The sequence below is a fragment of the Pontibacter chitinilyticus genome (genome assembly GCF_039748935.1).
Lineage (GTDB): Bacteria > Bacteroidota > Bacteroidia > Cytophagales > Hymenobacteraceae > Pontibacter > Pontibacter chitinilyticus.
In genome coordinates this window covers 320,448-343,702 of record NZ_JBDIZJ010000001.1, presented here as the reverse complement: position 1 = coordinate 343,702, position 23,255 = coordinate 320,448, and the positions used below count along the sequence as shown (strand labels likewise).

Annotated in this window: 17 protein-coding genes; 8 read left to right on the top strand and 9 right to left on the bottom strand. The window is 51.4% G+C overall.

All coding sequences use genetic code 11. The features are described from left to right. Positions 1–34: 34 nt before the first annotated feature. From ABDW72_RS01435 to ABDW72_RS01425, 3 genes are all read right to left on the bottom strand, one after another. Positions 35–460, bottom strand: coding sequence for a transmembrane 220 family protein (locus tag ABDW72_RS01435; protein ID WP_347156665.1), 426 nt, complete (start codon positions 458–460; stop codon positions 35–37). Between the two features lie 359 nt (positions 461–819). Further along, complete coding sequence (locus ABDW72_RS01430) at positions 820–2,508, bottom strand: ArnT family glycosyltransferase (protein WP_347156664.1); 1,689 nt, start codon at positions 2,506–2,508, stop codon at positions 820–822. 410 nt (positions 2,509–2,918) lie between these two features. Beyond that, complete coding sequence (locus ABDW72_RS01425) at positions 2,919–3,986, bottom strand: fatty acid desaturase family protein (RefSeq protein ID WP_347156662.1); 1,068 nt, start codon at positions 3,984–3,986, stop codon at positions 2,919–2,921. Positions 3,987–4,379: 393 nt separating this feature from the next. On the opposite strand from ABDW72_RS01425, the gene ABDW72_RS01420 reads away from it, so the two are divergent. From ABDW72_RS01420 to ABDW72_RS01405, 4 genes are all read left to right on the top strand, one after another. Beyond that, positions 4,380–5,210, top strand: coding sequence for an MBL fold metallo-hydrolase (locus ABDW72_RS01420; RefSeq protein WP_347156661.1), 831 nt, complete (start codon positions 4,380–4,382; stop codon positions 5,208–5,210). A 117-nt stretch (positions 5,211–5,327) separates the two neighbouring features. Next, entirely contained in the window at positions 5,328–5,852 is a 525-nt protein-coding gene (locus ABDW72_RS01415; RefSeq protein ID WP_347156660.1) for a DUF2911 domain-containing protein, read from the top strand. Positions 5,853–6,243: 391 nt separating this feature from the next. After that, positions 6,244–7,746 (top strand): PQQ-dependent sugar dehydrogenase, encoded by a 1,503-nt coding sequence (locus tag ABDW72_RS01410; protein WP_347156659.1) that lies wholly within the window; start codon positions 6,244–6,246, stop codon positions 7,744–7,746. 4 nt (positions 7,747–7,750) lie between these two features. Further along, positions 7,751–8,290 carry a hypothetical protein gene (locus tag ABDW72_RS01405; protein WP_347156658.1) on the top strand — a complete coding sequence of 180 codons (540 nt, stop codon included), beginning with the start codon at positions 7,751–7,753 and terminating at the stop codon, positions 8,288–8,290. Between the two features lie 730 nt (positions 8,291–9,020). Here the strand turns inward: ABDW72_RS01405 and ABDW72_RS01400 are convergent. From ABDW72_RS01400 to ABDW72_RS01385, 4 genes are all read right to left on the bottom strand, one after another. Further along, positions 9,021–9,905, bottom strand: coding sequence for an alpha/beta fold hydrolase (locus ABDW72_RS01400; RefSeq protein ID WP_347156657.1), 885 nt, complete (start codon positions 9,903–9,905; stop codon positions 9,021–9,023). 215 nt (positions 9,906–10,120) lie between these two features. Next, positions 10,121–11,653 (bottom strand): glycoside hydrolase 5 family protein, encoded by a 1,533-nt coding sequence (locus tag ABDW72_RS01395; RefSeq protein WP_347156656.1) that lies wholly within the window; start codon positions 11,651–11,653, stop codon positions 10,121–10,123. Then, positions 11,610–12,857, bottom strand: a complete 1,248-nt coding sequence (glf, locus tag ABDW72_RS01390) for a UDP-galactopyranose mutase (RefSeq protein ID WP_347156655.1) — start codon at positions 12,855–12,857, stop codon at positions 11,610–11,612. Before glf ends, ABDW72_RS01395 begins: the two co-directional genes overlap by 44 nt. A gap of 21 nt (positions 12,858–12,878) precedes the next feature. Beyond that, positions 12,879–14,129: a glycosyltransferase family 1 protein gene (locus ABDW72_RS01385; protein ID WP_347156653.1), complete on the bottom strand. Its 1,251-nt coding sequence runs from the start codon at positions 14,127–14,129 to the stop codon at positions 12,879–12,881. Positions 14,130–14,356: 227 nt separating this feature from the next. On the opposite strand from ABDW72_RS01385, the gene ABDW72_RS01380 reads away from it, so the two are divergent. Both ABDW72_RS01380 and ABDW72_RS01375 read left to right on the top strand, forming a co-directional pair. Then, entirely contained in the window at positions 14,357–15,073 is a 717-nt protein-coding gene (locus ABDW72_RS01380) for a DUF8091 domain-containing protein (RefSeq protein ID WP_347156652.1), read from the top strand. 564 nt (positions 15,074–15,637) lie between these two features. Beyond that, entirely contained in the window at positions 15,638–16,711 is a 1,074-nt protein-coding gene (locus ABDW72_RS01375) for an NADH:flavin oxidoreductase/NADH oxidase (protein ID WP_347156651.1), read from the top strand. A 172-nt stretch (positions 16,712–16,883) separates the two neighbouring features. Here ABDW72_RS01375 and ABDW72_RS01370 read toward each other — a convergent pair whose 3' ends face one another. Next, on the bottom strand, positions 16,884–17,507 hold the full coding sequence (locus ABDW72_RS01370) for a hypothetical protein (RefSeq protein ID WP_347156650.1): 624 nt from the start codon (positions 17,505–17,507) through the stop codon (positions 16,884–16,886). A 67-nt stretch (positions 17,508–17,574) separates the two neighbouring features. Continuing rightward, the gene (locus ABDW72_RS01365; protein ID WP_347156649.1) at positions 17,575–19,725 is read right to left on the bottom strand and encodes an FUSC family membrane protein; all 2,151 of its coding nucleotides are present in this window, start codon (positions 19,723–19,725) and stop codon (positions 17,575–17,577) included. Positions 19,726–20,036: 311 nt separating this feature from the next. Here ABDW72_RS01365 and ABDW72_RS01360 point away from each other — a divergent pair, with 311 nt between their 5' ends. Both ABDW72_RS01360 and ABDW72_RS01355 read left to right on the top strand, forming a co-directional pair. Further along, a complete protein-coding gene (locus ABDW72_RS01360; protein ID WP_347156648.1) occupies positions 20,037–21,359 on the top strand; it encodes a glycoside hydrolase family 2 TIM barrel-domain containing protein in 1,323 nt (440 codons plus the stop codon). A 414-nt stretch (positions 21,360–21,773) separates the two neighbouring features. Then, positions 21,774–23,204, top strand: coding sequence for a sugar MFS transporter (locus ABDW72_RS01355; protein WP_347156647.1), 1,431 nt, complete (start codon positions 21,774–21,776; stop codon positions 23,202–23,204). Positions 23,205–23,255 lie beyond the last annotated feature (51 nt).

Genomic DNA, 23,255 nt, shown 5'->3' with positions numbered 1-23,255 from the left:
ACTATATAAGTATAAAAGAAAACAAGAGCAGTAGCTATCGCGCTACTGCTCTTGTTTTATCTGCCGTTCTAAAGCCGGAAGATGCAGCGGCTTTCCGATTTTCATAATAGGCGGCGGCTACAGCCAGCAGCATCACTACCGCTACGATCAGCATGCCAAACGATTCGCGGGCTTGCTCCATGGAATACGTTTTCATCGAGAGATCTTTCTGCATCCACTCCTCCTTTACCCAGGTAGATACTGAACTCGGATATTTATATACGAACCCAAACAGGCAGTAAATAGCTTCTGCCAACAGTAGCGGTACCGAAAACTTACCGAAAGCTGCCATACCTGCCAGCACAGCGGCTACACCGTACATACTTCCCCAAAAGGCAGCATCAGGATCATTAAACTGCCAGTAGGTGAACAATGCCAGTACTAAAGCACACAAGCCGAAAAAAACGCGATAGATCTTCATAAGAAAAGGTGATACGTATTCTGTAAAGTTATACTTTCCGATAAATTAAGCAAAGCGCCCTAGCGCCAATTACAACACCCAGGTTACAGAGGCATAAGATAATTTATTACAGATGACTTTGTGTTATACGCATTTGCTGCGAAGCAGGTACTATGCTCTGCTCTAACCTTTTCAATTTTCCTACAGATTATCTTCCTGCTTCGGTTGAATTCTTGAGCTACGGCCGGTCAGTACCTCCTTCGCAACAGGTTCTTTCTTTCCAAAGCTAACTGTAGCAGGAGCCGTCGAAATGCTGTATCTTTTGCCGTACACAATCTTAATTTCTGTTGTCCTGAAAGTTTAATCAGCTTTGACCTGCTTTATTTCAGCGCAGCGTTACCTGTTGTTATGGGTGATGCGCTTCTTTCAGACAGCACCTGCAGGTAATAACGTTCGGCTGGTTCCCGGGCGTTAAATTGGAAAGCGCCAAGTTGCTGCACCCTTATGCCGGCTTGGGGAAGCAGCGATTCCGAGATCGGTTTTGTGGAGAAGACAACAGCCGGAAGTTTGGGCGGGAGTTCCAGGTGCTGGTTACGCATGCTGAGCGTATCGACAGGCTGGCCTACATCCCAGATATACATCGGGTTCATCCCATCCACAGCATACATGTCCATTCCGCGGATAGCCTGGATTTCGCGCACTTGTTTGAGACTATGGAAGTTGCCCGGCGGCTTTACCGCTCTCTCCAGAAAAGGAACTGCAACAAGCACCGCAACCGTGTGAAAGGCTATCACTGCCAGAAAGAAGCCGGGCATTTTGCGGCTTGTGGCAAAGTATAAAATGGCGGCACCTGCCAGGCAGCATGCTACCATCACCACGCTCATTTGCCAAAGCGCTGCCTGCCCGGTTTTGTAAACAGCTACATAAAAGGCCACCGGAAATGCAAAAGCTGCCAGGGCAAAAAGTGCGGCATTCACCAACACAAAGCGGAAGTCTGCTTTAGTATACCTGATAGGGCTGAGATGCCCGATAAGGTAGCGGACGTAATGGGCGGCTAACAGCGCCATCGGCACCATGGCAGGAAGCAGGTAGCGTTCCTTTTTCTCAGGCGTGAGGGAAAGCAGCACGATGGTTAGCACCACCCATAGCAACAGAAATTTATACTTGCCATAAGGCTGAATACGCTTGCTGGCATACGGGCCTGCTAGCGCAGCCACGATAAACAGCACCCAGATACCCGCCTGCACCGGAAACATCCAGTAATACCAGAAGGGCTGCACATGGCGGTTCACCCAGGCCTGGCTCTCGTTTCGCATGGTCATGGCCAGGCTCTCCGGCTCATACAGGTAAATGTACAGTGGCCATGATACGCTGACCACCACGCACGCTACCACCAGCAGCACCATCCCTTTCCAGTGGGTATACTTCAGGCCGTAAGCATAGCTGTAGCTCGCCAGAAAAGGGATGAGCAAAGTATAAAAGGCAATTGGCCCTTTGCTAAGGAAAGAAAGACCGAGCAGCAACCCCGCTCCCAGAAACAACCCGTAGCTGCTTTTTACCTGTTGCCAGCCTTTGACCATCAGCCAAAGTGCGCCCACCATAAAACTGTGGCAGTAAATGTCCCAGGTACCCTGCCGGCCAATGTTGATGACCAGGAACGAAGTAGACAGGATCAGGGCGGCGATAAACGGGAGCAGTTTGTCTTTAGTGAGCCACCCTGCCAGGGCATAGAAGAAGAACACGAGCAGCGCATCCATTAGGGCAGCCGGCAGGCGCAAGGCAGCGACATTTTCGATATCGCCGGCGACCATTCCTGCCCAGGCTGTCATCCAGGTAGGCAGCGGTGGCTTGGCCAGTCGTACGTAGCCGTTCATAGTAGGCACCAGCCAATGCCCGTTGCTCACGATCTCGCGGGCAGTGATGAAGTTACGGGCCTCCATGAGGCTGGGCTCCAGGTAGCCCAGGTTTACAAAGAATGTCAGCAGAAGCACAAGCAAGATTATTCCGATCTGTACGCTCCTGTTCAGCATCCACGCCGGAATCTGTGCACTGTCTGTGGTCTCATTCATAGTAAATACACGCAAAGAGGTTTAAACCCGTCAATTTAAACAACAATGCGCATATCAGCCCTGTTTAATTTTTCTGTACCGGAACGTCAATGCTAAAAATGCTTATCTTTCTTAAGAGGAAAAGCTCCACCATGCCAGGCTACCATCCTCATTCAAGCGCCTTAAGTATGAATCAAAAAAATTATACTATAGGCGTACTGTATGGGTGCTTTACTTGGTGAGCCTGTTTACAGATGTAGCCAGCGAAATGCTATTCCTGGTGCTGGCCCTATCATCGAAATAGTTTACCTGGCAAGATAACCCACGACCTGCCCAAGCTTTAGGTAACGCCATCGTATTTACCTTCTACTCCTAAAAAAAGGCCGGCTTCAACGTAAGTCAAAGCCGGCCTTTATACTTAATAGCTGTGGTTATGCCTGAGCTAACTGCCTTAAGTAAGCAACATGCGAGGCTACTGCCAGGCGCATTTTCGGAAACTCCAGGTAGGGAACATTATAATCGGCGCAGGCCTGCTTGATGATCTTGCTAAGCTGCGGATAGTGAATGTGCGATACTTTAGGGAACAGATGGTGCTCGATCTGGAAATTCAGGCCGCCTACCAGCCAGGTCACCAGCTTGTTATTAGGTGCAAAATTAGCGGTGGTACGCAGCTGGTGTACTGCCCACTCATCCTCTAAGCGGTTATGCGGCTGCTCTACTACCGGGAAGTTTGTCTCCTCTAAAGTATGGGCCAGCTGAAATACGATGCTCATCACGAAGCCTGTAAACACACCATATACCAGAAAACCGATCAGCCACGGCACAAACCCAACCATAAAAATAGGCAGCACCACAAAAAAGGCGGCGTGCACGGCTTTGAAGGTCCAGAAGGAGATATGATTTGTCAGGTTCATCTTCTTAAGCGGCATAGAGCCCACCCGCTTGGTAAAATATTTCTGATAATCAGAGAAGAAAACCCAGAAGAAGAACAGCATGGAATAAGCCAGCCAGAAGTATAAATGCTGGTAACGGTGGAAAAAGTAAAACCGCTGGCTCTTGCACAGGCGCAGAAAAGGCCGCGCATCAATATCATCATCTATACCATCGATGTTGGTATAGGCATGGTGGATGACGTTATGCTTCGTATTCCACATGAAAACGTTTGCTCCCAACACGTTCAGCGACATGCTGGCTACTTCATTCAGCCGCTTGATCTTGCTAAAACTGCCATGTGAGCCGTCGTGCATCACATTAAAGCCCATACCTGCCGTCAGGCCACCCAGCACAATGCACTCGAGCAGCGAAAGCCATACCGGCGGTGTAAAAAAGACCAGGTGGATGTAAATCAGCACCAGGCTAACGGACAGGATCGCAGCTTTTGTGAAAAGCTTATAGTTCCCTACGGTCGAAATCTGGTTTTCCTGGAAGTAAGTGTTGACGCGCCTTTTAAGCTCGGCGTGAAATGAATTTTGTTGAACAGCAAATTTTGGTGCACTCATGCAATGATGATATATAGTAACGAATATAGCTAGCAGGTAATGCAACAGGCAAAACCTTGGGGCCAGTTTACAAAGGTAATACTAAAAACCGGGCCAATAATACATTGTAGTTCTGAAGGCAAAAATAGAAGGGCACGTAATCCGTCAGGTGATTTGCCAGCGCAGAAGCGCAAGTTTATTCTTATTTAACCACGAAAACGCATAAATGTTGCTTCTGCAAAGACTGGTTTGTGCCTCCCACCTCTCTGCCGCCTTCTGTTTGAGAATGAAGTGCTACCTCCTTATCTTACAGTATGAAAGCAAAAAAGCGCACTGGTGCTGATCAGCGCAATAGTCTAAAGACCATTGCCCTTAGCATGCTTTGCGATAAATGCATATACATGGAGCGATCATATGATGAAAAACTTTCTCGAAAATAGTGCGCAGCATGACATTTGCGCTACCTGCGGCACGCGCTATCCCGGTGCCAGAACAGCTACGGACAGTTGCCCCATCTGCCTGGATGAGCGGCAGTATGTAGGCGATAACGGACAAGTATGGACAAGCTACCAGGCGCTTGCAAAAGGCCGCAGCATTCGTTTTGAAGAATTAACACCTATGCTCTTCGTGCTACAGCCGGTACCAAGCCTGGCCATCGGGCAGCGCGCGCACCTCATCCATTCGGAAGCAGGTAACATTTTGTGGGACTGTATTCCGTTTCTGGACGAGCCGGCAGTGGCGTACATACGCTCGCTGGGTGGCCTGAAGGCAATCGCGATCTCGCACCCGCACTACTATAGTATGATGGTGGACTGGGCTACTGCATTCGACTGCCCTGTTTACCTGCACGAAGCAGACCGGGAATGGGTAATGCACCCCAGCGACCGCATCCAGTTTTGGCGTGGCGATCGTAAACCGCTGTGGGATGATATGGCGCTGGTACACGTAGGAGGGCACTTTGCCGGGGGCACCATCCTGTACCATCCGCAGTTCCAAAACAAAGGCGCCCTGTTTACCGGCGATTGCATCTTTGTGGCCCGCGACCGTAAAAGCGTTTCATTCATGTACAGCTATCCAAACATGATTCCGCTCGGGCAGCAGGCCATCCGATTTATCGAGGCGCAGGTGGCGCCATTGCAGTATGACGCGATCTACGGGGCTTTTGAAGGGCAGATCATCCCGGCAGATGCTCAGGCTGCCGTCAGGCGCTCCATCGACCGGTACCTGTCGATTGTCGGGACATAAGTTTGCTTTTGAACGCGCGCTGCCAAGCGCCTGTATAACATTCCAGCTGTTAAATCGTTTAAGGGGTAGCTTTCCTTCGGAGGGCGTTATCTTCCTAAAAACCAAACCAATCTATTTATGAAAAAGTCACAAGTATTCGCATCTCTAACTTTATTGTTGGTATGCCTGCTGCTTTCTACTGCCACTTGGGCACAACAGGAAGACAAATCAAAACGACCCAGTCCACCTGCCATTGCCTCGGGCCAGGTAGGCAATGCCCTGATAACCATTAACTACAGCAGCCCCAGTGTAAAAGGCCGCCCGATCTGGGGAGCTTTGGTACCATACAATGCCGTATGGCGTGCGGGTGCTAACGAAGCGACTACAGTAGAGTTCAGCAAAGATGTTACCGTAGAAGGTAAACCGCTGAAAGCCGGCCGGTATAGCTTCTATACCATTCCGGGTGAGGACGAGTGGACCATCATCTTCAACAAAACCGCGGATCAGTGGGGCACTGTGTATGATCAGAAGCAGGATGCGCTGCGGGTGCAGGTAAAGCCCCGTAAATCAGCTACCATGAACGAGCGACTGAAGTATGATGTCAATAAAGATGGCCTGGTAATGAGCTGGGAAAATTTAGAAGTACCGGTAATGATCAAATAAACTGCCTTAAACAGGTTTTTATACCTTGAAAGCCACTTCCACTCCGGAAGTGGCTTTTTTGTGCCTTTTCTACCAGGAGCAGCCTTTCTTCCTGCTACACACTTTCGTTTATGCTTCGCTGCAAAAGCAACGCAATTAGTACAGCCTGGCTGACTTATGCACAAGGCTATACTTAACCTTTCATGTATACCATCGTTTATAGGTTATCTGATAAAAGTCAGAGCGCCCTTCTCTGAGCCGACATTTACCTATAGCAGCAACGACTGCCACAGCAGGCTATTATCTCTGAGGATTTACCATGCACAGGACGCCTCCGGTTACTTCGCTCCTGCACGCATTAGCTGTCACCCTGACAAGCATGCACTTATACTACGCTAATGATAGATACTCTATGACAACAAACAATGCTGAAAAACAACAGAACACCGGCTTCCGCATCGCCAAAACTAAACTGCAAAGCAGTCCGGCTTCACCCGAATCTTTTCGCACTTTGCCTACGCCCGCGCGCCCGACGCTAGATGCCAGCGATGTGGTGGTGCCGGAGGGCTATGTGGTAGAACCGGTGATGGCCGGCCTCTCTTTTCCTACAGATATAACTTTTGCCGATGATGGTACCGTTTTCGTGAGCGAAGGCGGCAGTTCCTGGCCCACCCGGCCCTACATGCCGGCGCGCGTTATTGTGCGGCACCCCAATGGCGAAACAGAAGCTATTACAATGAACGTACAGGCGGGGCCCCGCGGCATCAGCTGGCGCGACGGTGAGTTATACATGGCCCTGAAAGGCGGCTTCCATATGCAGGTGGTGAAGTATAACCTGGCCACGGGCAAACTTACTGTGTTGATCGACCAGATTCCGAGCGGGGGCTGGCATGAGCCCGGTGGCCCTATTTTCGGCCCGGATGGCTTGATGTACTTTGGCCACGGTTCGGTGTCGCAGCAGGGAGTGCCTTTGCCGGCAGGCTTTACCGTAGACTTGGCCAAGCACCCCAATGCGCACGACGTGCCGGGGCAGGATGTTACCTTGACAGGCAATAACGTCAGCACCCGTGACCCTCGCCTGCCATACCCCTACCTGGTAGAAACCGGAGCGTTTAAACCATTTGGCACACCTGCGCAGAAAGGTGAAGTGATCAAGGGAGAGAAATTTTGCAACTCTGCTGTCTGGCGATCCCGCCCTGATGGGACCGATGTGGAACTGCTGGCCTGGGGCATCCGCAACCCGTTTGGCATGGCTATTAATGATGCGGGGGATCTGTATGTAACCGATAACGACTTTGAGGAAAAAGGCGAACGTGCTATCGCCAACGACCCTGACCGCATCTGGCACATCAAAAATGCCCGGCAGCCTTTTGGCTCCATTCAAACACCTGATTGGTACGGCTTCCCGGATCTATGCGGCGATGGGCTGCCTGTAAATCACGAAAAACACCTGCCCAGCCGCGGCACCAAAGCCGAGCTGCTACTGGAGAACCCGCCGCCATGGGCCGGCCCCGCGATGTTCCTGGAGCAGCCGCACTCCTGCATGTGTAAAATGGACTTTTCCCGCTCTGATGCTTTCGGCCACAAAGGAGAACTGTTTGTAGCCGAGTGGGGCACGCTGGCTCCGCTCAACTCGCCTCGTCCTGAGGACCTGAGCCATGGCTTCCGGGTGATACGCGTAAATGTAGAAACGGGCACAGCAGAACCATTCTTCCACAACCGCAAAATGGGTCCTGCCTCTTCGTTTGGCACCGGCGGTATAGAGCGGCCGGTATCATGTAAGTTTAGCCCTGATGGCAAGAGCCTTTACGTGCTAGACTTCGGGGTAGTACAGGTAACGACGGGCAGCATGTATGCTTATGCGCATACCGGCGTGCTCTGGAAAGTAAGCAGAAAGGAGGACAACAATGGCTAATAACATGCAACCAGTACTGATCGAACTGGACGAAACAACCCGAAACAAGCAGCTGGACCGGGCACAAGCCTGGTTTCAGAACGTGCTGCTCACACAAGCGTCGTACCGGCAACTGCTGGAAGACACGGTAGAGAAAGTGGAGGAGCCGCACATTCGCGAGTATCTGGCCGAACTGGCCGTTCAAGCCAGAAAGCACGAGGAAAAAATCACCGAGCTTTTCTCTGCCATCGATCGCGAACCTTCAGACGTGCGTAAATTGCTGGGGCAAGTGATGGGCAAAGCCCGGCAGGCACTCGGCGATTTTATTGCCGTTGCCGGTGGTGCAGTTGGTCCCTGGCAGGACCTGCAGCAGCTGTATCTATCGAACTATAACTCAATGGGTGCTATGGCCGTAGCCGAACAATTAGGATTGGCGCTAGGCATTCCACGAATTGTGGAGATCGCCTTCGGCATAGTGGCAGAGAAATCAACCGATCAGCTGCTCTTAAAAGAGTGTGTGCTGGAGATGGGCTCCATGTCGATCCTTTATAAGGAAAGTTTCTAGCCACAACCTTTAGCATAATAAATTTTCAAAGCCCCTGCAGTGTTGCTTACCTGCAGGGGCTTTTGCTAGTCTATAGCAAAGGGAGCTCTGTAACGGTTTTGGTGAAGCATAAGCGTTGTAGTACCGGGTCCAGCCACCCCTGCCCCTCCTTAGATAAGGAGGGGAGTCTGTAATTGCTTTGGCTGAAGTATAAGCTTTGTAGGATTGGCTGTTGAGGAACACATCTCTGCTCTCCTCAAGCAAGGTAAGGACACGTACTATAGTATAAGCTTCGCTTCATGGAACTGACTTGTCCTATCGGGCCAGTAAAGTCAGAGACTTCCCTTTCACCTCAAGTCACGAATCTGGATATTCGCGCCAGCATTCTTATCAGTACTCTTTTTATACTTGAGCCAAAGTATAAGCAGGAGCTATGAGAAGATTCCAGTCCTTGGGTGGAGCGCCTTGGCGGGTTCCGGTGCCTGTAAGGCAGCGCGCAAACGCAGGTTCACGCCACCGCGCGATGCCCTTATCGGGGGCCCCCGCACCCCCAGGACGAGCCCGCGCGGGCTTAGAGCGCTCCAAAGTATGAGATGCAACAGGACAAGTATAAAACTGAAGATGAACAGCTGCTAGCAAGTATAGCTTGTCTGCAAAAATATAAACCACAGCTACTAAAAAGTAAAACCGGAATCCAGTGACCGCCTTTCAGACAGCAGCAAGCAAACTATCAAACACGAAAACCATTCGCTCAGACTTTTGACTGCCGCGCCTGCACTGCAATCTGGTTGGCAATCTCCTCCCATTTTTCCTCCTGCAGCAGGTGTTTGGCTTTTAGCTTTAGCAGGACCCGCAGATCAGCCACTTTCTCAATTTCGCGGCCGTAGCGGTCGAACGTGAGCCCGGGATCTTCTGCACCCCAGATAGCCTGTATGGGATAAGGCACCTGTTGCACAGCCCGATAACACAATTCTCGGAAAGCTTCGGACTTATCGAAATGGCGCATTATCTTCAGAAAGGCCGCGCCGCCATCTTCGCGTTTCAGCAGGTCTACGTAGGCATAGATCTCGTCCTTAGGTATTCCAGACGCATCCGACACAGCCAGGGTAGTAAACGCCAGGTACCAAGTTGGATGAGTGATGGTGGCCAGTTCCGCTTCACCGAAGAGGGGCAGTTCAAAGGGCCGCATCGGCAAAGGCTTCTCGAAATTAACCACATCAATCCAGGTATTCAGAATAGTAAGCGAAAGGATCTTGTCCCGATTTTGAGCGGCCAGCGCAAACCCGATCGGACCGCCAACATCATGCACCACCAGGTGAAACTTATCGAGCTCCAATACTCCAGCGGCTCCGGCGCAGAAATGCGCAAAATTTGGGAAAGTATAGGCAAAGTCTTCCGGCCTGTCGGCAAGCCCCAGGCCGGGCAGGTCGATAGCTACAGCCCGAAAGCCTTTTGTTGCCAGCGAGGCTACCACTTTGCGGTACAGAAACGAAGAAGTAGGCACCCCATGAATACAAAGCACGGCCTCTCCTTCACCCTGATCCAGTGCAAAGCTACTGACTCCATCCACATTAAAGAACCGCCCCGCGGCTTGATGCTGTGCAATGACCTGTGCTACAGTTAAGTTATCGCTCATAAACAAGAGTTATAATGTACCCCTTTTATGTACGACAGCGGCGGCTTTCAAGTATATAGGCGCAAGCGAATGCAAGTATCTTCCGCTTGTAGCAAAAAGCTAAATTATAAACAGCTTCACCAGGGCAAGTATAAACGAATCCTTATACTTGCCCTGGTGAAGCTGTTTTATTTTTGTAAGGAATTACCTTTAGGCAATCACTGCAGTTGGCACGTTTATACTTCTTTCCGGACCGCTACAGCCACATCTGTAACAACGCCTGGTAGATGGAATTGCAGTTCACCTGCCATTTGCTGTTCTACTTGCTGGTGGGCCACCTGTTGGCCCATAAATGTATCCCAGGTGATGATGCTATACTTGCCGGCATCCATACCCGGAATGGTAACCGTGACAGGTATAGCCGGGGCTGCCTTATTTACGATCTCTCTCCGATCTTTTTTCTGCATGGCGTCCTGCCGCAGCAGCCATACCACAGCCTGGTCGGTAGCAGCACAGGCAAAAGGCACAAAGCTCTGCGTACTGAGGGCGATCTCCTCGTTCAAATTCTTCCGTTTGAACCGTTTCCAATCCAGCAGTTGCACAAACTTAGCCATACTTTTTTGAGCGGTCCGCATGCCATGGGTGAGGCAATGCGGGTGCCGGTTGGGCCAGCGCATGCCTCCGCCAGCTCCGCCAGATGCCAGGTGCGCCCACTGCATGTGCCGGAAGTATTCATCATCAAAATACTCAGGCAGGGTAATGTGGCGGTCTTTGAAGCCATGGATCGGTCCATGTTCACTGTCAAAGAAGGGGCGGCTGCCATTTACATGCTGCAATGCTTCGCGCACCAGTTTGCCGGTACTAATAGCCGACTTCACCGTATCTTTGGGGTAATTTATGGTCTCGGCATCATAAAAGTGTGTGCTGGCAAAATCGAGGTACGGGTGCCGGAAAATAACATCTGCTACCTCCGGCTGCACATCCAGCACCGGACCATACAGGGAAACCGTTTGCGGATGACTGCGGCCATAGAGGCGCAGCTCCGTTTCACGCACGTGTTCACTTAGTTCTTTTATGAAATCATAAAATGGTTCTATGCTGTTGGCCGCATGGGCCGGATGAATCTCATTCCAGAGGTCCCAGGCAAACAACACGCCACTACCACCCCACCGCTCGATTACGAAGGTAAAACGGTTTTTAAAAGCGGCTTTTGTTTCGGGGCAGGTTAGCCATTGCGAGCGCTTGCTGCAGGGGCCACCGTTCAGTTTATTGTAAGGATGGTACTTCCATTTGATCCACATCCAGAAGGTATCGACCGGAGTAAGCAGGATACGCAGTTTATACTTGCCACATAATGCAAACAGATCGTCCCAAAGCCGTACCATATTCGGCTGAAACGTGCCGGCGGGCCGCTCGATGTACCGGCTCTTAGTTTGGGCATACTCCAGCATAAAGCGGAGGCAGGTCACGCCATGATCAGCCAGCCAGGCCAGGTGCCCCTCTACCTGCTGCATATCTTTGCGGCGAAAAGCGTTATTAAAGTCCGGCCAGTTAATGGCATCGTTCTGGCCAATCGGCGTCCAGTCGGCGCCATCTTCTGTGATAAAGTAGGGAGCATCCGGGGCCACCTGTACCCATGGCAGATCAGGTACAGGGGTCGGGATGACAGCTTTGACTTTACTCTTTTTTTTATTTGCAGCAGAAATAGCACCTGCTACATCGTTCTCAATAAAGTTTAAATTTAGATTTAGCTGACTTGTCGCTTCCATTCTTACTAATGCTTAGAGTAGCACCCACCAGGGTTCCGTTATTTTCAGCTATGCCTACTTTCTGGCAATCTACCAGAACAGGATCAACTGCCGTTTCTTTTATCCTTTTGAAGAGCGTTAATGCCTGCGCTACCACCTGGTCCATGTTATAGTACTTGTAAGTGGCCAACCTACCGGCAAAATATACGCCCGGCGTTTGCTCGGCCAGCTTTTTATACTTGTTGTAAATAAGGGCATTTTCTGGTTTCGGAACCGGATAATACGGGTCTCCTTCGGCCATGGGGTACTCGTACACAATGCTGGTCTTGTGGTGCTGCTGCCCTGTCAGGTACTTAAACTCGGTAACACGGGTATAAGCATGCTCGTTCGGGTAGTTGACTACGGCTGCCGGCAAGTGCTTTTCTTCTTCCAGCGTCTGGTGCTTAAACTCCAGCGACCGGTAAGGCAGTTTGCCATACTTGTAATCGAAGAACTCATCCACCGGTCCGGTAAAGATCATCTCGCCATACGGAATAATATCCTGCACCTCGTGGTAATCGGTATTCAGCATGATCTTAATGTTGGGATGATCCAGCATTTTCTCGAACATACTGGTATAGCCGTGCAGCGGCATGGCCTGATAGGTATCAGTAAAGTAGCGGTCGTCGCGGTTGGTACGTACCGGCACCCGCGATGTAACGGATTTATCCAGTTCAGAAGGGTCCATTCCCCATTGCTTGCGTGTGTAGTTGCGGAAAAACTTCTCGTAGAGCTCACGCCCTACTTTACTTACCACCACATCTTCCGATGTTTTTACTTCACTTACATCTTCTGCCACCGACTTAAAAAAATTATCAACTTCAAATGAGGTCAGGTTCAGGCTGTAGAGCTTGTTAATGGTATCCAGGTTAATGGGCATGGGCACCAGTTGGCCGTCCACACTGGCCAAGACGCGGTGTTCGTACGGCCGCCACTCGGTAAAGCGCGACAGGTAATCGAACACATCTTTGGAGTTGGTATGGAAAATATGCGGCCCATACTTGTGCACCAGCACGCCAGCCTCGTTGTAGTGGTCAAATGCGTTACCGGCAATGTGCGGCCGCTTATCTATTATAAGTACTTTTTTGTTTAGTTGTGATGCGAGCCTTTCAGCTATGACGCTACCAGCAAAGCCTGCTCCTACCACCAGGTAGTCGAACATAGCTGTATCCTTCTTTATATACATTTTAGTTGCTTCTCCTTTCTCTTATGCTTTCTTCTCGTTCTGGTGCAGCGCTTTGCTCATCAGTTCTACCATGCGGCGCCAGGTCTGGTCCCACGACATGTCTGCCAGGAACGCCTCTACTTCACTTTGCCATTTGGCATCTTCTGCCTGTAGTAAGGCTTCTTCGGTTGCGGCTATAAAGGCATCCGGGCCTAGGGCAATGTGCACCAGTTTAGCGTCGCCATACGGCCGCACTACATCCCGTATGGGCGTGGACACCACCGGCTTGCCTGCCGCCAGGTATTCCGGCGTTTTAGTCGGGCTGATAAACTTTGTAGATTCGTTGATGGCAAAGGGCAACATGGCCACGTCCCATCCGCTGACGTAAGCCGGCAGCTCCTGGTATGATTTGCTGCCCAGGTAATGTATGTTCTCGTTTTGCGGGAGCAGAGCCGGATCAATCTTCACCACAGGGCCAACAATAACCAGGTGCCAGGCAGGCATAGCCGTTGCAACAGCTGCCAGCAGGTCCAGGTCCATGCGCTCATCTATCACGCCAAAGAAACCGATGCGGGGGTGCGGAATCTGCGCCTGGTCGGCAGGAGCTTCCTGTGTTTGCTTTGCCTGTGCAAAGTGGGCTTTGTCAATGCTGCTGGGAAAGGCATACACCTGCTGGTGCTGTGCTTGTTTGGCCTCGTACAGGCTCTGTCCTCCTGTAAATACCAGGTCCGCTTTTTTAAAAAGTTGCTCTTCCAGTTCTTTCAGGCGGGCCGGCGCAAATTTGAAAGCCGAAAGCTCGTCCATGCAGTCATATACCGTCAGCACCGGGTTAAACTGCGCCGTAAAGCTCATCGCCATGGGCGTATAGTACCAGAACAAGTAGCTTTGCAGGTTCTGTTCTTTGAAAAAGGCATCCAGCAGTTCTTTCTGTATTGCTTCCGTTTGTGGAGCACTCAGGCCGTGCGGCAGGTGAGGCAATACCACTTGCACGCCGCCTGGTCGGTCAGCAACCTGCAGATAGGGTGTAGTGGCTCCGTCATAAACAGGCTCTTCTACAAAAAAAAGCCTTCCGAACTTAGCAAAACGGGATAGCAGATGCTGTGGGCGCTGATACACGAAGTCCCAGCGCAAGTGTGAAAAGCAGACAATATCCGGCATATTTTCTAAAAAGGCGTCTGCGTTTGCCTCGCCGCTGCCTGCTTTTTCCTGGTTATATAGATCGCGATGCGAAATAGTTAAGTTTTGTTCTCCGATGGACTCCGTCCTATAAGATTCGGCTTTTGTTTTTAGCATATGATTTTTTTAGAAAGCGGTGCAACACCTCTGTTGATAAGAATTCAACAGTTCCTGTACATACGTACATTCAAATGAAGAGTAGGTAATATAAACACAGAATTATCTATACGTATTTATACTTAATTTCTAAAAATATCTATTCAAAAAAGATACTATTTAGAACAGTGGAATGCCGGCGTTTGGCAGGGCTGCAGTGGTTTTATATCTTTGCTGAAAACACCTAAGTGGCAGCAGCAACAGAAGGCAATGGGATAGGCACCCGAAACGAGCGCTCCCTGCACGCTGGCATCAAACAATGGTATGCCTTACCCGGGGATACCTTTGAAGTGCCAGTAGGAAACTTTGTGATCGATCTGGTGCGTGGGGAGCAGTTGGTTGAGATACAGACACGCAATTTTGCCGCTATCCGCAAAAAACTGACAACACTGCTGCAGCATCACCCAGTGCACCTGCTACACCCGGTCACCTCCGAAAAATGGGTGGTGCAGGTAGACAAGTCCGGGAACAAGGTGCAATCCCGGCGCAAATCACCCTTCAGGGGCAAACTCTCCGATATTTTTGAAGAACTCGTGCGCATACCCGATTTGATCTTGCAGGAGAACTTTACGCTTGAAGTAATGCTGGTGCAGGAAAATGAAGTGCGCTGCCGCGATGGAAAAGGGAGCAAGCACCGCAAGCGCGAAAGTATAAAAGACCGCCAGTTGGTACGTGTCGTAACAACTTACCAGTTTCAGCGGCCAGTTGATTTTCTGTGCTTTTTACCCCTAGAGCTACCGCAACCCTTCTCGAACAAGGATCTTTCCGAAGCGCTGCAGGTGCCATTGCACCGCTGCCGACAGATCACTTACTGCCTCCGGAAGATGGGACTTTTGGATGTTACCGGAAAAAAGGGCAACGAACTGCTGCACTGCGTGCTTACAAACGAATGTGCTCCTGCTTAATCAACTGCGCTGCCCCTAGTATTCAGTACAATTCCTTACCGACACGGGCAAACGGTACCTGGCCGATGCAGGAAGTATGGCTTACCTTTTGTGCGAAGAATAAATTGCGTTGCTTACAGTCCTATTACAGAAGCAGAAGTATAAAAAAAACCGTTAGGTATTTGTCTGCTGCAGCACCGCTTGCAACAGGCCTTGCACAGGAAAACAATAAAGGCTAAAAGAAGTTAAACGAGCACCCAAAGCGCTTAACGACTTTTAGCCTTAATAAAAGGTGTTGCCCTTTGGATGACTATACGCCGGTATCCCCGCCAGGTATAAGTTATAGCCTGTAAACCCGTAGTAACCCCGCGCTTTTCATTGTTTATACGGAGAGCCTCTGTAGTTATTCCGAAAGTCTGCTCTACATAAGGCTTCCGAGGCTACCGGCGGCTACTAGTTAGCAGCAATATTGCCTTAAAACGGCTTACCACGTATAGTCATATTTTCCTTGCAAGTATTTTAGCACCGACATGTGCAGCAGGCAACTGGCGGCTGCACATGTTCGCCATTATAAAAACATTTAGCATGTCACAACTATTTAGTCCTTTACAACTCCGCGGCATCACCTTAAAAAACCGGATTGCCGTTTCCCCGATGTGTCAGTACAGCAGTGTAGATGGGTTTGCCAACGACTGGCACCTGGTGCACCTCGGCAGCAGAGCTGTTGGCGGCGCAGCATTGGTGCTGGCAGAAGCAACGGCGGTGTCGCCCGAAGGCAGGATTACGCCGGATGACCTTGGCATTTGGAAAGATGAGCACATCCCAATGCTGCAGCGCATTACCACTTTTATAGCTGACCAGGGTGCCGTGCCCGGCGTACAGCTGGCGCATGCCGGGCGGAAAGCGAGCCATCAAAGCCCTTGGAAAGGAGGCAGCGCCATACCTGAAAGCCAGCCCGGCGGCTGGCAAACAGTTGCACCCTCAGCCCTGCCTTTTACCGACAGTGAGCCGCTGCCGCAGGAGCTAACCTTGGAAGGAATCGCCAAAGTGATTTCCGATTTCAGGACGGCCACCCAGCGCGCGCTGGAAGCAGGTTTTCAAGTGATCGAGCTGCATGCCGCCCACGGCTACCTGCTGCACGAGTTCTTGTCGCCGCTCAGCAACAAGCGCACTGATCAGTATGGCGGAGGGTTCGAAAACCGCATCCGGCTGCTGCTGGAGATAACAGAAACCGTTCGGCAAGTATGGCCTGAGGATTACCCGCTGCTGGTGCGCATCTCCGCGACTGACTGGACGGAAGGCGGCTGGACTGGCGAGGACTCGGTAGCGCTGGCGACCATCCTGCAAGACAAAGGAGTGGATCTGGTAGACTGCTCAACGGGCGGCAATGTGCCGAAAGCCAGCATTCCGGTTGCGCCCGGCTATCAGGTGGCCTATGCAGAACGCATCAAACAGCATACCCGCATGCTAACCGGCGCCGTAGGGATGATCACCAGCGCACAGCAGGCAGAAGAAATCATCGCTAGCGGCCAGGCGGACCTGGTGCTACTGGCCCGCGAACTGCTGCGCGACCCATACTTCCCGTTGCATGCCGCAAAGGAATTAGGCGCCGATGTGGCGTGGCTGCCCCAGTATGAACGCGCCAAACCCCGCCACTAAAAACAACCAGCCTTCTCCATACTAATTTAAAGTATAAAGAAGGCTGGTTATAGCACTTCACAAGCAGCACAAAGATCAGTTGCTTCCCAATGCTACTCGGCCGTATGCGTAAGTACTTCTGTTCACATGCAGGTCTATAGTATGAGCGGGGTTGCAGCGCGTTTCTGCCTAATTAGGAGAAAAGCTGCTCTACTGCAGCATCCAATTTCTGACCTGCTTTTATCAGGAGTGTGTCGTAGTAGCCTTGCTCTTTGCCGACGGTGATATGAAAGAAGCGGTCCTGCTCCTGCAGCAAGGTGCCTAATTCAGGCCGAGCTTCGCCGGAAGCAAGAAACTGCTCCAGGCTTTGCGCTCTGTCAGGCTTCAAGCCTACAAAGGTAACGTGCGAGGCAAAGTCGCCAAACAGGTCTTCTGGAAGTTCTTTTAGCTGCTGCAGCGAGTCAAGGCGGAACAATAGTCCGTTCTGCACATCCTGGTTATTCCCTCCCGGCTGCGAACCGGTAAACCCTTTGTCAATCCCCAAGCCTGTAAAGTCGTTTGAAATCACTTCATATATCCAGTTTGACGGGAGTATGTGGTCGGTGAAAGACTTGGCCGCCAGTTCGGGTGTATAGCGGAGCAGGCAATAAGTGGTATGCGCCTGCAGCAGCTCGTCAGCTTGATCCAAGTAGTGGTGCAGCCGTTCCTGCGAGGAAGCAAGCTGGCTGGCAGCCATACCTTCTAGTGGTTTTCCAGGTATCACCAGTTTGTAGCAGTACAGCTTGCCTTCGGTATACTTCTTTACATTTGCAGCCATGGTGTCTGATTGAATTGCGTAAATTCATTTTTACGCAGGCTAGCTGGCTGCTGTTCAAATGGTATCCTTAACCGACCATACTATCAATGATCTTATAGATGTCGTTGCTCAGTTTCTGGATAAATGTCAGCTGGTCCCGCAGGGCCGGGTCGGCAACCTGCACCGCGGTATTGCCGGCAGGCTCCACCACAATGGGCAGGTTATCCACAGTGTTCGCTGCCGTAGCAGGTTCCAGTTTGCGGAGCCCTTCGTTTAAAATACCGAGTGCTCTGCGCAGCGGCCGAAGGTTTTCATGCACCAGCGCCAGCTTATAGCCCGGTTCAGTAAGGTCAGCAGAAAGCGTTGCGATGTTAGATGACAGGATGTGGTTCAGGACCACAAATTTGTGCACTTCTTTGCTGTTCCGCTGCGTCCGCTTGGGCTCTGAGAGCATGCGCTGAAAAGCCCCGGATAGGTTGGCGGCGCTCACGTACACATCTTTCCGGGCCAGCTTATAAGCTGTTTCTTCCACGTTTCGCCCCGAGAGGCTCTCCCCCACTTTGCGCAGGTAACTGATATTAGCTCGCAACATGCCGGCCATAACGCCATGTATCGTTTCGGCCTCCCAACTAGGGAAAACGATATAACTGGCGGCAAAAGCAATTGACGAGCCTATCAATGTATCCACCACCCGCTCCTCCACCAGGTCCAGGTGGCCGATGCCCAGAAAGCTGAAAAGGATTAGGATATAGGGCGTCATGAAAATGACGCTGATGATATAATTGATGCGAATGAAGCTGTAGGTGCCTACCATCAACACCAGCAGCAGCACAAACTGGACGGTTTTATCAGGTATGAAGTATAAAACTAAGATGCCAATAAAGCCTCCGACGATGGTACCCACTATGCGCTGGTAATTGCGTTGCTTGGTGAGGCTGAACCCGGGCTTCAGGATAACGATGATTGTGAGCAGCACCCAGTAACTGTGATGGCCATAGTTAATAAACTTGGTGATCAGGAAGCCGAAAAGGCATACCAGCCCTACCCGAAAGGAATACTTGAAAACGGAAGAGCTAAAGGTCAGATTATCAAAAAACTTGCCCGGGTCAAATTTTTCGTGCGATACAAAGCGCGCATACTCCAGGTCGGCTCGCCGGCTAAGGCCATGCTCCCGCTCCGGATCAAAGTACGCCAGGATGTCGTTGATGCGCGTGATCAGGTTACGGAGGTTGATCAGGATCTTTTTCAATACCAGGGTACTAACGCTGTTATCGCCCTCTCCTACGGCATCAATCTGCGCTTTCAGCCGTTCCAGGGCGGCGTTCAGGTCCGTTTGCTTCTTGTAGCGCATGTTCGATTGCACCGCCACGCCCACATTATCCAGCTCTTCGGCTGTTTGCCTGATCAGGTGCGCGATCTGCTCCATGATGCCGGTATCTCCGAAGCGCTCCCGAAGGTCCGCATAATCATAGTGGCTGGCCGTGATCTGCTCGTAGAGATCTACCACATCTACAAACGTCAGCAGCAGCGTACGGCTGGCAGTGGTAGACTCCTTTACCAACTGGCGGCTTTTAAAGAGCAGCTCCCGCACGGCATCCTGCTTTTCGCTGACCACCACCTGTTGCGCCACTAGTTTGTTGTAGTCCTGCTCCAGGTTAGTTTCTAAAGTATAAAAAGTGGCGCGCAGCCGCAGAAACTTGGATACTTCGTGGATGCACTCGCCAAGCGCCTGCTGTGCCTGCCGGTAAGGCCGTATCTGGAAGAACAACAGGCTCAATATCATATACCACACGCCTCCTGCCAATATGAGGGCACTGTAGCCTGGCACCTGCGCCGGGGCCAGTTCCTTGTCCATCATCAGGATCATCACCAACAGGGCCGCTGTGCCCATAGCGGCAGCCCTGCTCCCGTACAGGGTGAACATGGAAAAGAAAAAGCTCAGCAGCAGCACCTCCAGCCCCATTGTAACCGGGTGCATGTGGGCATATCCGGTGAGCAGGGCTACGGCAAACAGGATGAGGCTGCCATACAACATACCGTTGCGCTTGTGCCGCACCGGCCCCGGCGAATCAACGATACTCACACAGAGCGCACCGAGCGAGAGTGTGAGGCCGGTCGCAAAATCGCCCAGTTGGGAGAAAAGCAACGACGGCAGCAACACGCCCAACGTGATGCGTAACCCATCAGAAAAATAGTGGCTGAAGAAAAAATATTGTAACTCCCGGGCCTTGGTATTCATGCGTTCTTCAAGTATAATGCGAAGGTATTTAAAATGCTGCGGTTGATCTTAGTACCGCAGCAGCAGGCGGCGATTTATTTACAGGCGCTCCTCCCGTGCAACCTGCTCCTGCCACAGCCCTCCGCTACACCTTGCGGGCTGCACTCCTGCCCCACGATCACCCTGCTTTCTATGGGTTTTGTAATACCTTCACTTCCTTTTGTTGCCTGTAAAAGCAGCGGGTACTTTAAAGTTTCAGGAAGTTTACGGATATTGGAGCATGGCTATTGCCGGTCTTGCTACTACCTGTCTGTTTTAAAAATGGTTTTGTTATGACGCGTTTATACTTGAAAGCTCTGAGTTTGCTATTTATTTCCTTTACCCCTGCCTGCACGCGCCCTGCTCCGCAACAGACTATGCAGGCAGCCTCGCAGAACAAACCCGGACCTGTTACAGTGCAGGTACAAAAAACAGCTACAGGGTACCAGTTGCTGCGTGGTGGTGTGCCCTACTTTATTAAAGGAGCCGGCGGCAGCAACTACCTGGACCGGCTGGCGGCTTACGGCGGTAACTCTATCCGCACGTGGAGCACACATAACGGCCAGCAGGTGCTGGACGATGCCGCCCAACATGGACTTACCGTTACCATGGGCCTGGATGTGGCCCGCGAGCGCCACGGCTTCGACTACAACGACAAAGCAGCAGTGGCGCAGCAACTGGAGCGGCTCCGGGGCGAAGTAAGAAAGTATAAAGACCATCCGGCGCTTCTGATCTGGGGAATCGGCAACGAACTGAACCTACAGTATACCAACCCGGCCGTATGGGATGCGGTGAACGACATCGCACGGATGATCCACGAGGAAGACCCGAACCACCCGGCCACAACCATGCTGGCCGGCCTTGGCCGGAAAGAAGTGGAGTACATCAAAGCTAAATGCCCTGCTCTGGACCTGCTGTCTATCCAGGCGTACGGCGACCTGCCCTCCATACCGCGAAAAGTACAGGATTATGGCTGGGAAGGTCCTTACATCATTACCGAGTGGGGACCTACCGGGCATTGGGAAAGTCATCAAACCCCCTGGAAAGCAGCCGTAGAAGAAACCAGCAGCGAAAAAGCAGCCGTTTACGAACAGCGTTACCACGCTGCTATTCTGAAAGACAGTGCACACTGCCTGGGCTCCTACGTTTTTCTGTGGGGGCAGAAGCAGGAGCGGACGCCGACCTGGTATGGCCTGTTTACCGCCAACGGAGAAGAATCTGAAGTGGTGGATGTGATGCAGCACCTCTGGTCGGGCCAGTGGCCGGAGAACCGTGCCCCACACCTGCAATCCCTGCTCATAAACGGACAGAAAGCGACTGATAACGTGTACCTGAAGCCCGGCCAAGCTTATACTGCCCATGCAGCCGTAACCGACCCAGATCAGGATAAACTTACCTACAAATGGGAGCTGCTGCCGGAAAGCACGGACCTGGGAGAAGGCGGCGATGCCGAAAGCAGGCCCGCAGCCCTTTCGGGATTGGTAACAGAAGCTGCTCCCGGCACCGCCACACTCACCACCCCGGCAACCGAAGGCGCTTACCGCCTGTTCATTTATACGTATGATGGCCACCAGAACGTCGCAACGGCGAACTTCCCGTTTTACGTGCGCCCCTAGCTTTGCTATTTCAGGTAGTTCCAACTACAGGCATAAACCCGGACTATGGCACCAGGTGACTTCCGAAAGAGGCAGTATTGATTCTGCAGCGGCATAGGTGCACAGCTTTGTAAAAGCTGTGGGTGAGCGGCTACTTTTGAGCTAAAACTTTCGGTTGCTGCTCCGCTGCCTCCAACCACTACGAATGTTTATTGTCAGTAAATCTCACAAAGCAGGCGCCCAGTTATCATACTTATAAGTAGCCTAACTTCACATAATTAGGCTCCGGGCTTTAAATTGTGGTGGAAAACCCTGTTTCCTCTACCATTTATTTAACTATCTTGTAGGCTATTTAAACAAGTCCCGTTTTCTGCTTTGTAAGAGCGGGTGCTCACTTAACACAAAACCAACAATCACCTTAAACACTTAACCGAAATGGCAGGAATCTCGCCTACAACCAAAACTGAGCTGGCTGATGTGGAGTATGACAACACGCAAAGTTACCGGGGGCCGCTCATCATTGTTACTTTGCTGTTTTTTATGTGGGGCTTTATCACCTGCATGAACGACATCCTGATTCCAAAACTGCAGGAAGTTTTTACACTGCAGCACTGGCAGGCCATGCTTATTCAAACTGCCTTTTTCGGGGCATACTTCATCGTTTCGCTCCTATACTTCATCTTTTCGATGACCAAAGGAGATCCGATCATGCGTATCGGTTATAAAAATGGCATTATTGTGGGCCTGTTGGTCGCAGCAGTCGGATGCGTGCTATTCTTCCCAGCTGCCGGTTACCAGAGCTATGGCTTTTTCCTACTGGCGCTGTTTGTGCTGGCTTCCGGCATTACCATCCTGCAAATAGCGGCAAACCCTTATGTAACTATACTGGGCCCACCCGAGAGTGCTGCCAGCCGGCTGAACCTGACGCAAGCGCTGAACTCGCTGGGTACCACTGTAGCACCCGTAATCGGAGGTTACCTGATTTTTGAAGGCGTACAAACAGCCGGCTCCGCAGATTCTGTAAAGATTCCGTACCTGGGATTGGCCGGCGCACTGGTGCTGATTGCCGTCCTCATTAAGATTGCCCGCTTGCCCCACGTAGCCGGCGAAGGCAAGATCATTCCAGATGCAGGTGCATTGCATTACCGGCACCTGGTGCTGGGTATCGTCTGCATTTTTATGTATGTAGGAGGCGAAGTAACGATCGGCAGCACGCTGATCAGCTTTTTTAAACTGCCCCAGATTGCAGGGCTGGATGAGAGCAGCGCCAAGCACTTTCTAGCCTTTTACTGGGGTGGGGCCATGGTAGGCCGTTTCTTTGGAGCAGCTGCGCTGACCGAAGGGGGTAAAAAGAGCTCAAAGTACCTGATCATAGCAGGTGTTGCCGCAGTAGCGTTTATCGCCGTTTACAGCATCTATGGCCTGGACCAGGCCCTGATCATATTAGCGCTTATTGCCATTAACTTTGTTGTGCTGCTGATCGGCGGTTTCTCTGCTAACAGAACGTTAGGTTTCTTTGCCCTAGCCGTGCTGGTACTGTTACTTATCACCTGCTTTGGCACCGGTAGCCTGGCCATGTGGTCTGTGATTGCTATCGGCCTGTTCAACTCCATCATGTTCCCTACTATCTTTACGCTGGCTGTTAAAGGCTTGGGTGTGCATACCAGCCAGGGTTCTTCGCTGCTGGTGATGGCGATTGTTGGAGGTGCCATCATCCCGCCGCTACAGGGCTACATTGCCGATGCAACTGGTAATCTGCAGCTCTCTTTTCTGGTGCCAATGGTGTGCTATGCGTACATTGTATACTATGGCTTTGCAGGCTCTAAAGTAAAACAGGTGGCGCCTTCTGCCGCCAAACAGGCATAACTTATTCGCCTATACTATAAACAAAAAGCCCCGGCCTGCGCCGGGGCTTTT